The organism is Microbacterium oleivorans NBRC 103075 (assembly GCF_001552475.1).
Taxonomy (GTDB): Bacteria; Actinomycetota; Actinomycetes; order Actinomycetales; family Microbacteriaceae; genus Microbacterium; species Microbacterium oleivorans.
The window spans coordinates 15831-27798 of the sequence record NZ_BCRG01000013.1 but is presented as its reverse complement, the minus strand read 5'-3'; the positions used below and the strand labels follow the sequence as shown (position 1 = coordinate 27798).

At 71.2% G+C, this 11968-nt stretch carries 9 protein-coding genes; 4 read left to right on the top strand and 5 right to left on the bottom strand.

Annotation, left to right across the window (positions count from 1 at the left end):
• Nucleotides 1-17 precede the first annotated feature (17 nt).
• A complete protein-coding gene (gene dcd, locus MO1_RS12420; RefSeq protein ID WP_036311593.1) occupies nucleotides 18-623 on the top strand; it encodes a dCTP deaminase in 606 nt (201 codons plus the stop codon).
• A 6-nt stretch (nucleotides 624-629) separates the two neighbouring features.
• Here the strand turns inward: dcd and MO1_RS12415 are convergent, their stop codons facing one another.
• Entirely contained in the window at nucleotides 630-1130 is a 501-nt protein-coding gene (locus tag MO1_RS12415; protein WP_060916190.1) for a hypothetical protein, read from the bottom strand.
• A gap of 144 nt (nucleotides 1131-1274) precedes the next feature.
• Between MO1_RS12415 and MO1_RS14535 the strand changes: the two genes are divergently transcribed.
• Both MO1_RS14535 and MO1_RS12405 read left to right on the top strand, forming a co-directional pair.
• Nucleotides 1275-1796 carry a MarR family winged helix-turn-helix transcriptional regulator gene (locus tag MO1_RS14535; protein WP_082724418.1) on the top strand — a complete coding sequence of 174 codons (522 nt, stop codon included), beginning with the start codon at nucleotides 1275-1277 and terminating at the stop codon, nucleotides 1794-1796.
• 71 nt (nucleotides 1797-1867) lie between these two features.
• Entirely contained in the window at nucleotides 1868-3535 is a 1668-nt protein-coding gene (locus MO1_RS12405) for a BCCT family transporter (RefSeq protein ID WP_060916189.1), read from the top strand.
• Between the two features lie 21 nt (nucleotides 3536-3556).
• Here the strand turns inward: MO1_RS12405 and MO1_RS12400 are convergent, their stop codons facing one another.
• The 4 genes from MO1_RS12400 to MO1_RS12385 are packed head-to-tail and all read right to left on the bottom strand — an operon-like array spanning nucleotide 3557 to nucleotide 9363.
• Nucleotides 3557-6505: a glycoside hydrolase family 2 TIM barrel-domain containing protein gene (locus MO1_RS12400; RefSeq protein WP_060916188.1), complete on the bottom strand. Its 2949-nt coding sequence runs from the start codon at nucleotides 6503-6505 to the stop codon at nucleotides 3557-3559.
• Nucleotides 6502-7260, bottom strand: a complete 759-nt coding sequence (locus MO1_RS12395) for a glucosamine-6-phosphate deaminase (RefSeq protein ID WP_036311602.1) — start codon at nucleotides 7258-7260, stop codon at nucleotides 6502-6504. Before MO1_RS12395 ends, MO1_RS12400 begins: the two co-directional genes overlap by 4 nt.
• Complete coding sequence (locus tag MO1_RS12390; protein ID WP_060916187.1) at nucleotides 7257-8210, bottom strand: BadF/BadG/BcrA/BcrD ATPase family protein; 954 nt, start codon at nucleotides 8208-8210, stop codon at nucleotides 7257-7259. Before MO1_RS12390 ends, MO1_RS12395 begins: the two co-directional genes overlap by 4 nt.
• Complete coding sequence (locus MO1_RS12385; protein WP_255209269.1) at nucleotides 8203-9363, bottom strand: ROK family transcriptional regulator; 1161 nt, start codon at nucleotides 9361-9363, stop codon at nucleotides 8203-8205. Before MO1_RS12385 ends, MO1_RS12390 begins: the two co-directional genes overlap by 8 nt.
• Before the next feature lie 198 nt (nucleotides 9364-9561).
• Between MO1_RS12385 and MO1_RS12380 the strand changes: the two genes are divergently transcribed.
• Nucleotides 9562-11916 carry a glycosyl hydrolase family 95 catalytic domain-containing protein gene (locus tag MO1_RS12380; protein WP_060916185.1) on the top strand — a complete coding sequence of 785 codons (2355 nt, stop codon included), beginning with the start codon at nucleotides 9562-9564 and terminating at the stop codon, nucleotides 11914-11916.
• Nucleotides 11917-11968 lie beyond the last annotated feature (52 nt).

Here is an 11968-nt window from a genome sequence, read left to right as displayed (position 1 = left end):
GCCAGTAGGCTGGCCGCGTGCTGCTCAGCGATCGTGACATCCGACTCGAGATCGACGGTGGCCGTATCGGCCTCGACCCGTGGGACCCGGCGATGGTCCAGCCCTCGAGCGTGGACGTGCGGCTCGACAGGTACTTCCGGTTGTTCGACAACCACAAGTACCCGTTCATCGATCCGGCCGAGGATCAGCCCGAACTGACTCGGCTGATCGAGGTCGCGCCCGATGAGCCGTTCATCCTCCACCCGGGCGAGTTCGCGCTGGGGGCGACGTTCGAGCAGATCACGCTGCCCGACGACGTCGCGGCACGGCTGGAGGGCAAGAGCTCGCTCGGCCGGCTGGGCCTCATCACCCACTCGACCGCGGGATTCATCGATCCCGGCTTCTCGGGTCACGTGACGCTCGAGCTCGCCAACGTCGCGACGCTGCCGATCAAGCTGTGGCCGGGCATGAAGATCGGGCAGTTCTGCTTCTTCCGCCTGACGTCGCCCGCCGAGAACCCCTACGGCACCGGCTCGTACAAGAACCGGTATCAGGGGCAGCGGGGGCCGACGGCATCCCGTTCGTTCCAGAACTTCCACCGCACCGACGTCGGAACATCCGACGCCGGTGCGAAGGGGAACTGACCGCGCTCAGTCGCGCTGCGCCTGCTCGTATCCGCGGCTGAAGCCGCGCTCGTAGGCCTCGGCGACGGCGGGATGCTGCGCGAATCCGCGCCGCTCGCCGCAGCCGCGGCCGTGGTGGCCGTGGTGGCCGTGCCCGTGGTGCTCGGCGTGCTCGTCGTCTTCCGCGTCGGAGTGCGCGAACCGGTGCCCGGGACCGAACCCGGGGCCGAACCCGCGACCGAAGCCGCGTCCGAAGGGACCGCGCCGGTGGCCGCGATCAGGGCGGGGAGGCATGGGCTGGGATTCGTCCCAGCCGAGTTCCCGTGCGATCGCGTCGAGCGAGCGCAGGAGGGTGTCGTAGTCCTCGTCGGGGACGGCGGCCGAGACGCGGGCCTGCACGGCGGCGACGATCTCGTCGCGTCGTGCGTCGGCGCCGGCTTCGACCCGCTTGTCGTGCAGCTCGCGCGCCAGGAGGCGGTGGACGAGCTTGAGGCGGAATCCGAGGGTGTCGTTGATGGAGGTGTTCATGGGGTGTCCTTCCGGGACGTCTTGTCACCGACGGACTGTCCGTGATGACCATTGCATGTCATTGCGAAAGTACATGCAGTGTGACATGCAGTTGGGTCGCATGTCAAGTGACATGCAATCGGGCTGACGCGGTATCGTCGAGAGGTGACCGACCCGACCGGCGACCTCGACGCCCTCCTGGCCGCGTTCGCGCAGATGCGCGGCCGCGGTGGTCCGCATCGCCGCCACCACCCGGGCGGACCGCACGCGCACGGTCCGCACTCGGATATGCCCGGGCCGCCGTGGATGCGGGGCGACCGCGCCTTCGGACCTGGCGCGCGCCTCGCGGGCGCTCCCGCCCGCATCCGCCTGCTCGACGCACTCGTGCACGCGGAGCAGCCACTGTCGGTGAGCGAAATCGCCGAAACGATCGGCGTCGACCAGCCTCGCGCCTCGCGCCTCGTGCAGCAGGCGGTCGAGCTCGGACTCGCCCAGCGCGAGGCCGACCCCGACGACGCCAGACGCACGCGTATCGCGTTAACCTCCGAGGGCCGTCGACGAGCGGGTGATTTCCGAGGCGAGCGGCGCGAGCGGCTCTCTGCCGCGCTGGCCGATTTCAGCGACGCGGAGCGCGCCGAACTCGTCCGCCTGCTCGGCAAACTCGCGGCATCCTGGCCCCGCGACTGACCCCGTTACCTTCCCACCCCCGCGTCGCGCAACAAGATGAGCGGATGCCGGGGCGTCAGTAGCCTGGCGGCATGTCCGACAGCGCCCCACCGTCAGAGACCCGATCGACCGCCGCAGGACCCCGGGCGAAAGCCAGCGTGTGGGTGATCGCGCCCGCGGCGATCGTGGCGATCGCGTTCAGCGCCTTCGCGATCGCGCTTCCCGCCCAGGCGGAGGCGTTCTTCGGGACGATCCAGGGCGCGATCATCGACGCCTTCAGCTGGTACTACGTCCTCATCACCGCGTTCTTCGTCGCCTTCTGCCTGTTCCTCGGGTTCAGTCGGTTCGGCGACATCCGTCTCGGCAAGGACGACGACAAGCCCGAGTTCTCGACGGGAGCCTGGTTCTCGCTGCTCTTCGCCGCGGGTAGGGGCATCGGTCTCGTCTTCTACGGCGTCAGTGAGCCGCTCAGCCACTTCGTCGATCCCAAGCCCGGGGTCGAGGGGACGACCGCGCAGCTCGCGCAGTCCGCGCTGACGCAGACCTACCTGCACTGGGGTGTTCAGGCCTGGGCCGTCTACGTCGTCGTCGGCATCGCCCTCGCCTACGCGATTCATCGCCGCGGGCGTCCGCTGTCGATCCGGTGGGCGCTCGAGCCCATCCTCGGTCGCCGCGTCCGAGGCGGATGGGGCAACGCGATCGACGCCGTCGCCCTCGTCGGGACCCTCTTCGGTGTCGCCACCAGCCTCGGCCTCGGTGTGCTGCAGATCAGCTCCGGCCTCGACAGTGCGGGCATCATCAAGGATCCGAGCCTCATGGTCCAGGTCATCATCATCGCCGTCATCACGACGGCCGTTCTGTTCTCCGTGCTGTCGGGTGTGACCCGCGGCATGAAGTGGCTGTCGTCTCTGAACCTGATCCTCGCCGGTCTTCTGCTCCTGTTCGTCCTGTTCACGAACGACACGTTCTACCTGATGCGGGAGTGGGTGCAGTCGATCGGCGCCTACCTGCAGAACTTCGTCGGTCTGAGCTTCAGCGTCAGCGCATTCCAGGGCGCGGAGGGCCAGGCCTGGCAGGCGACGTGGACGTCGTTCTACTGGGGCTGGTGGATCTCGTGGGCGCCCTTCGTCGGCATCTTCATCGCGCGCGTCAGCCGCGGTCGTACCGTGCGCGAGTTCGTCATGGGCGTGCTCATCGTTCCCACACTCGTCGGCGTGCTCTGGTTCGCCGTCCTCGGTGGCTCCGCGATCAAGCTCGAGGTCGATGAGCCCGGCGTGATGACGCAGGCGGACGGGTCGGTGAACGTCGAGGGCGCGCTGTTCCAGCTGTTCCAGCACCTTCCGGCACCGCTCCTGCTGACCATCGGTGCGCTTGTCCTCATCGCCCTGTTCTTCGTCACGTCGGCGGACTCGGGCGCGCTCGTCATGGGCATGATCGCGACGGGCGGCGACCCCGAGCCGAGCAAGCCCGTGCGCACGCTCTTCACGCTCATCACCGCGCTCCTCGCGATCGCGCTGCTCATCGCGGGTGGCCTGACCGCCCTGCAGACGGCGGCGATCATCATCGCTCTGCCGTTCAGCATCGTGATGCTGCTGATCTGTTGGTCGACCGTCGTCGCATTCCAGCGGGAGAGACGCATCTACGAGAAAGCCGAGCGCGCGCAGCTGCTCGACCACATCGGGGAGCACTACGGCCTCGAGGTCGAATCCGAGAACGAGCGCGGCATCCGACTGCCCTGGGGCCGGAAGCGGGTCGACTGACCCGCTCCGGCCCGTCCGGGCTCAGACCGTCTCGAACAGCAGCGCGAACGACGCGTCGCGCGCGGGCAGGCGGTGCCGCGGGAGCACGCCGGGCCCGCAGGTGGCGGTGCCGACGCCGGACTGCGCGATGTCGATCGACACGTGCGTGGCGGTCGGTGCAGGCAGGAGCGATGCGTGCGACGTCGTGCTCAGCGTCGTGCGATCCCACGGCGACACGGTGAGCGCAACCCCGGCGTCCAGTGCCTCGCCGCCGACGACGCTCACGCGCACCGCACCCTCGGAGGTGCGGATGACGGCGGTGCGGACACCCCGGCGTGATCCACTCTCCTGCGGCCGGACGTGCGGCGTGACGAGCTCGTCGGCGCCGGCCTCGAACCAGCCGAAGTGCACGCCCGAGTCGGTGTCGGGGTAGCTCGGCCCTGGACCGTAGCCCGCGAACTCCATACCGACGGGTGCGCCCGCGAGCGTGACGTCGATGCCGAGGCGGGCCCAGTCGACGGTCCACGCGAACGGCGCCTTCTCGATCCAGGCGTTGTCCCACGATCCGATGCTGCGGAGGTCGAGTTCGAGGAGTCGGCCCTCGGGTAGGTCCGACCAGCGCCACAGCGCATCGACGCCGCTGTCGAACGACGGCGCGCCGACGCGCGTGTCGACGACGAGGGCCGTCGCCTCGGGTCGGATGCCGCGGACGCGGGTCTGCATCCGGTCGATCCGCGCGAGTGCCCACCGTTCCGCCATCGGCGGCAGCGTCGGTTCGTCCCACCCGGGGAAGAGGTCGTTGTCGGTCGGAGCGCGCCAGATCCCGATGCCAGGACCCTCGACCACGTCGAGCGAACCGAGTCGCAGGGGCCGACCGCGCCGGTCGAACTCGCCCTGGTCGGGTGCCGCAGCTGCGCCGAGGCGGGGAGCCCCGGCATCCACCCGCTGGCCCGTCGCGACCACGTGGCCGCGCTGCGCCCAGCTCGTCGCGTCGCGGAGCGCGGCGACGATCGTGAGCACATCGGCGACGCTCGACGCCGACACCGTGCGTGCCTCGGCGGGGAGCGGCACGACGCCGCGCTGTCGCGGCGCGATCGGCGGCACGTCGAGTTCGCCCTGCGCCACGACGACGCCGTCGACCTCGCGACGCCACATGACGGCGAGGTGGCTCGTGTCGACGTGGTCGTAGCGGTTCTCCAGACGGATGCCGCGACGGTCGCCCTCGACGGTGATCACGAGGGGCGCGATGATCGCGGCGTAGTCGACGAGGCCGGGGCGGACGTCTCGGTCGGCGCTGATCAGGCCGTCGATCACGAAGTTGTGGTCGTGCACCGACTCGCCGAAGTCGCCGCCGTAGCGGAAGGCCCGGCGGCCGTGCTCGTCCTCGATGGCGATCGCGTGTTCGATCCACTCCCAGATGAACCCGCCGGCCAGGCGCGGGAACCGCTCGTACAGCTCCCAGTACTCCTTGACGCCACCCGGGCTGTTGCCCATGGCGTGGCCGAACTCGCAGTGCACGAACGGCAGCGACCGGCGCCGCAGCTCGGCCGCCCCGATGCCGGCGGGCGCGATCTCGTCGGACTCCTCGCCGATCCGGCGGACCTCGTCGTGCGAGGCGTACATGCGCGAGTAGACGTCGGTGTCGCGGCTGGAGTGATCGCCTTCGTAGTGGATGAGGCGCGTGGCGTCGTTCTCGCGCACCCACCGCGCCATGGCGCGGATGTTGCAGCCCGCACCCGACTCGTTGCCGAGCGACCACATGATGACGCTCGGGTGGGTGCGGTCGCGTGTGACAGTCCGGCGGATGCGGTCGACGAAGGATGCCTCCCACGCCGGATCGTCGCTCGGGTTGCCGCGCCACGACACGTACTCGTACTCGTGGGTCTCGAGGTCGCACTCGTCGATGACGTACAGGCCCAGTTCATCGGCGAGGTCGAGCAGTTCGGGATGCGGCGGGTAGTGCGACGTGCGGACGGCGTTGATGTTGTGCTGCTTCATGAGCACGAGGTCGCGCCGCGCGAGCTCGGTCGTGTGCACGCGCCCGCGGTCGGGGTCGTGCTCATGACGGTTCACGCCTCGGAGCATGATCGGGCGGCCGTTGAGTGTCAGGACGCCGTCGTCGGCGCGGACTCGGCGGAAGCCGAGCCGCACGGAGACGGTCTCGGATGCCGTGGCGAGGGTCGCGTCGTAGAGTCGCGGCGTCTCGGCGGACCAGGGCTCGACCGCCCCGGCGTCGACCGTGCTGCGGCCGGCAGCCACGTCGACGCGGATGCCGAGCTCGGGCACCTCGAGGACGGCACCGGCCGTCGTCGTCACGGCGACCGCGCCGTGTCCGGTCTCGTGGTCGAAGTCGCCCGTCAGGACCGCGTCGTCGATGCCGCCGACGGGACGGGCGAGCAGGGTGACGCTCCGGAAGATGCCCGGAAGCCACCACATGTCCTGGTTCTCGAGGTACGTCCCGTCGGAGAACTGCGCGACGCGCACCGCGATCACGTCGCCCGCGCCGGTGAGTCGGTCGGTCACGTCGAACTCGTGGGTGAGCCGGCTGCCGCGGGTCGACCCGAGACGGATGCCGTTGACGAACACGTCGGCGGCGGACTCGATCCCGTCGAAGCGCAGGAGCGCGCGGCCCCCGGCATCCATCACCCGTCGGATCTCCGCGTCGACGTCGATGCGGCGCACGTAGTCCCCGACGGGGTTCTCGTCGGGCGGGTAGGGCGGGTCGATCGGGAACGGGAACTGCACGTTCGAGTAGGCCGGGGTGCCGAAGCCGCTCATGTTCCAGTGCGCGGGGACGGTGATCTCGTCCCAACCCTCTGTCTCGCCCTGCGTCCACTCGTCGTGCGGCGCGAGCGCGGGCGAGGGCGAGAGGCGGAAGCTCCAGCAGCCGTCGAGAGATTGGCTGGGGGCGTCGGTGCGGAGCCGGGTCCGCGGGTCGATCGAGCCCTCGCCGGGGCCGATGCGGGCGACGTCGAAGACGGGCGCGGTCATCGTGCCACCTCCACGGGGAGAGAGTTCGGGCTGAGCTTGGAGGCGGCGGCGTGGTCGAGCACGAGGGTGACGCGGGCGTGGCGCTGCAGGAAGGATGCCGGCAGCTCCGCGGTCTGGGGTCCTTCGACGGCGCGTGCCACGGCGTCGGCCTTCGACTCGCCCCACGCGACCAGGACGATCTCGCGGGCGGCGAGGATCGTGCCGATCCCCTGGGTCAACGCGTGGGTCGGAACGCGACCGGCGTCGCCGTCGAAGAAGCGGCTGTTGTCGGCGACGGTCCGCGGCGCGAGTTCGACGATCCGGGTGCGCGAGTCGGCGTCGGACCCGGGCTCGTTGAAGCCGATGTGGCCGTTCGCGCCGATCCCGAGGATCTGCAGGTCGACGCCCCCGGCCGCGACGATCGCGGCTTCGTACCGGGCTGCTGCTGCGACGGGATCGGCCGCGGCACCCTCCGGAACGTGCACGCGCTCCGCGTCGAGGCCGAGGGGTGCGGTGACTTCGCGCGCGATGACCGCGTGGTAGCTCTCGGGGTGGTCGACCGGCAGACCCACGTACTCGTCGAGCGCGAACGCGGTCGTGCGGGAGAGGTCGAGGCCCGCGTGCACGCGCGCAGCCAGCGCGCGGTAGAGCGGCTGCGGGCTCGAGCCGGTGGCCACGCCGAGGACGGGAGCGGGCAGGTCGCGAAGCGAGGCCGCGACGAGCGTGGCGGCGATCTCGCCGGCGCCGGCGGCATCGGGGGAGAGCAGGATCCTCACGAGAGCACCTTTCGAGGGGAGGGGGCGTCGGAGTGGGCGACCGCCAGAGCGAGCGCGCCGGCGACGGGGGGTTCGTCGAGCACGTGGAAGCGGAGCGTGCCGTCGGTGCGCTGCAGATCCGCCCGGAGGAGGTCGGCGAGGAGGGGCTGCGCCGTGATGACACCGCCGGCCGCGATGACGTCGGCACCCCGCGCACCGCGCGCGCGGACGGCGCTGACCGCATCGGCGAGATGAGCAGCGGATGCCGCGACGACCTCGTGTGCGATCGCCGAGCCCGCGGCGGCTGCCGCGAACACCTCGGGGGCGAACCCGCCCCACGACGCCTCGCTCGCATCGGCCTGGAATCGCAGCGCGAGGTCGACGTGGTCGAGGGCGTTGAACGCGGCCAGCAATCGCGCCGCCAGCGGATCGGTCATCGCTTCGGTGCCCCGGCGGTCGACTGCACGGAGGAGGGCGACGGCCGCGCGGCGGGAGATACCGGGAGCGCTCGCGTCGTCTGCGATGAGCCAGCCGTAGCCGTCGGCGGTGACGGGCTCGCCGGTGTCATCGAAGCCGACGACGGCCGAGCCCGTTCCCGCGATGACGCAGACGGCGGCCTCGAGTCCCATCGCCGGGGCGAGGAGGACGGCGTCGTTCACGACGGCCACGACCCCCGGCATCCGCTCGCCGAGGAGCGCCGTCGCCTGGTGCCGCTGACGCGTGCTGTCGATCCCGTGAGCGCCGACGACCGTCACGGCGGGTGCCGCGCCGACCGTCTCGGTGACGAGCTGCGCGAGGCGGTCGAAGTTCTGCACGTCGTCGAAGATCGCGTCCTGGCGCCAGAGGTCGCTCGGCACGATGCGGTCGACGAGCGCACCGTCCACGATCGCGCGCAGGTGGGTCTTCGTCCCGCCCACATCGACGCCGACGAGCGCTCCGGACGCCGGCTCCCGGTCGAGGATGTCAGGCAAGGTAGACCGCCCCCTTCACATGGTCGATCGTGAGCTGGCCGATGCCGACGAGGGCGGCGTCCTCGCCAAGGGCGCCGACGACCAGTGCGGGCGGACGCGGGATGCGGCCCGTCAGGCGCTCGTTGATGCCGTCGACGAGCAGGTCGGTGCGCCGCGGCAGGCGTCCGGCGAGGATCACGACCCGGCAGTCGAGGATCACCGCGAGCGCCGCGACCGACATCGCGATGTGGTCGAGGAGGCGCTCGGCACGCTCGGATGCCTCGGCACCGGCGTCCGCTGTGTCGAGGACCGCCATGCTCGAGGCGTCATCGACGTCGGCGGCCCCGAGCGAGAGCACGCGGGTCTCGAGATCGCCGCCGGTCCGGCGCGGCTTCTCGAAGGCGGTCGGGTCGGTGATGAGGTAGCCGATCTCGCCTGCCGCGGCGCCCGCGCCGCGCAGGAGGCGGTCGCCCGAGACGATGCCGGCGCCCACCCCGACGCCGAACACGAGGGCAGCCAGGTCGCCGGTGCCCTGCCCCGCGCCCCGGGTCCATTCGCCGATCGTGACGGCGTTGGCGTCATTCTCGACGACGACCCCGAGCCCCGTGCGCGCCTGGATCAGATCGCGGACAGCGACGCCGTTCCACTCCAGTTCGACCGAGTCGCTCACGGCACCGTCGGCGTCGACAACCCCGGGCACCGACAGGCCGACGCCCTGTGCCGGCGTGCCGAGTTCGGCGGCGGTGCGGATGAGTCGGTCGGCGAGCACCCCGATCCCCTCGAGCCGAGAGGATGCCGACAGTAGCCCGGCGGCATCGCGGAGCGACGCGCGGTCTTCGTGGCGGATGTCGCCGTTCAAGTCGATCAGGGCGCCGCGGGCGACGGCGGTGGTGACGTCGATCGCGACGACCGTCCGGGCCTCACCGAGGGGGCGATAGCGGTGGGTCGGGCGTCCGATGCCGCTCGCATCGCGCTCGACCGCGAGGAGCCCGTCGGCGACCATGCGTGCGCAGAGCCGGTGCACCGTCGCCGATGCCAGGCCGGTCGCCTCGATCAACTCGGCCCGCGTGAGTGCACCGCCGTTCTGGAGGGCGTCGAGGATCGCGGTGCGGTTGATGCGGGTGACGTCGGCGTTGGTCGCCGTGCCCCTGCTCGCTGCGCGCTCGCCGCTCATCATTCCCCTCGAGACCTTTTCGTCTTACTCTGAGATAAAAGCAGACGGGTGCCCCCCGCGCAAGAGCGACGAATAGGGGAGCACCACCGAAGCCGTCTATCGTCGAGTCGCTGCCCTTTACTCCCCCCACCGGCATCCGACCGAGGAGTTCTGGCGCGGCCCCCCAGATGCAGAGGGCTTCGCGCCCGAAGGAGAACGATGACTGAGCACGTCCTGTGGTACCGCCGCCCCGCGGAGACCTGGAACGAGGCCCTCCCACTCGGCAACGGCGCCCTCGGCGCCATGTGCTTCGGCGGCGTGACCGATGCGCTCCTGCGTCTCAACGACGAGACGATGTGGTCGGGAAGCCCCGCCAGCGAACTCGTGGCGCCCGTCGTCACCGCCGAGGAGGCCCGCGATGCACTCGCCGCCGCCCGTGACGCCGTTGCGGACGGACGCGAAGAGGATGCCGACCAGCACGTCCGTCGACTGCAGCACCGCCACGCGCAGTCCTTCCTCCCCCTCGCCGACCTCCGCGTGAGGATCGACGGGGCGAACGCCGCCGACGTCGCCGACTACCGTCGCGAGCTCGACCTCCGTACGGCGACCCACTCGGCCGAGGGCCTGTGGGCGGGGGGAGGCCTCCGTCACCGCACCTGGATCAGCGCTCCGCACGGCGTGCTGGTGCACGAGCTCGAGAGCGACGAGCCGATCGACGTCCGCGTCGAGCTCGAGACTCAGCTGCGCGAACTCGGCCGGGTCGAGAACGACACCGCCACGACTCTCCTCATCCAGGCGCCGTCCGACGTGACGCCACCGCACGACGAGGTCGACGAGCCCGTCGTCTACGAGGAGGGCGCCGCCTCGGTTCGCGGTGCGCTTCACGCCCGCATCCTCACCGACGGCACTCCCGTGCGCGGCGGACGTGTGCTCCGCGCGACCCGGGTCACCGTGGTGCTCGCCAGCGCGACGACCTTCACCGCCATGGGACGGATGCCGGCCGGCACCGAACGTGCTGCCTCTCGCCGCGCAGCCGGACTCGTCGACGCTGCGATCGCCGCGGGTCTCGAAGATGTCCGCACTGCGCAGGTGCGCGACCACGCCGCCCTGTACGACCGTGCTGAGCTGGCGCTCGCCGGAGCGACCGACGCCGACCTTGACCGCGATACTGCGGAGCGTCTTCGTGATCTCGCGGCGGACGGCGGCGTCGACGTGCGTCGCGATCCCGGCATGGCGGCGCTGCTGTTCCACTACGGCCGGTACCTGCTCATATGCTCGTCGCGTCCAGGCGGCCTGCCCGCGACGCTGCAGGGCATCTGGAACCAGTACCTCCGGCCCGACTGGAGCTCGAACTACACGACGAACATCAACGTCGAGATGAACTACTGGGCCGCCCACACGACCAACCTCAGCGAGACCGAGGAGCCGCTGCTCAGCCTCATCGAGGCCCTCGCCGACAGCGGCGCCGAGACGGCGCGCCGGCTGTACGACGCCCCCGGGTGGGTCGCGCACCACAACACGGATGCCTGGGGCTACACCCAGCCCGTGGGCGACGGTGCGCACGATGCAGCCTGGGCGTTCTGGCCGATGGCAGGACTCTGGTTGTGTCGCCACCTCGCCGAACGCGACGCATTCGGTGTCGCCGATGGGGCGGAGCGCCGCCGCGCGCTCCGACTGCTCCGCGGTGCGACGGCGTTCGCGCTCGCCTGGGCGATGCGCACCGAATCGGGCGAATGGGGCACCGCTCTCTCGACCTCTCCCGAGAACGTGTTCCGCACTGCCGGCGGCGGGTCGGCGGCCGTCTCGGAGTCGGCGACGCTCGACCTCGTGCTGCTGCGCGCCCACCTCGACGAGTTCCTCCGCCTCGCCGACCTGCTCGGTCACGACGACGACCCGCTGGTGGCGGAGGCGGCGGAGGCGCGCGCGCAGCTTCCGGAGATCCCGCTCGATGACGACGGCTCGATCGCGGAGTGGCCCGGCGACCGCACGGCCGTGGACCCGCACCACCGACACCTGTCGCCGCTCGTGTTCGCATACCCAGGGACCGGTCCCCTCACCCCGGAGCTCGCGGCGGCGGCATCCCGCTTCCTCGACCTCCGTGAGGACGAATCGACCGGGTGGTCGCTCGCCTGGAAGATCGCCCTCCGCGCGCGCCTCGGCGAATCCGAGCGCGTCGCGGATCTCCTCTCGCTCGTCTTCCGCGACATGTCGGTCGACCGCGGCGACCAGTCCGGCGGACTCTACGACAACATGCTCGCCGCGCACCCGCCGTTCCAGATCGACGGCAACCTCGGCTACACCGCGGGCATCGCGGAGTGCCTCGTGCACTCGCACGGCGACTCGATCGTGCTCCTGCCGGCCTGGCCCGGCGTCCTCGGAGCCGGATCGGTGCGCGGTCTCGTCGCCCGTCCCGGTATCGAACTCGACCTCGCGTGGGACGATGCCGGCACGGTGACCTCGGCCCGCGCGCGGGCGCGCGTCGCCTCGGCGCACCGCGCTCACGCCTTCCGGGCCGGTGACCGGGAGATCGACGCGACTCTCGGCGACGCGTGGAGTGCGCTCATCGGCGAGTGATCGGCTTTGCGCAGCTTCCGCCGGGAATGGACGCGGGGCCGATGCGTTTCCC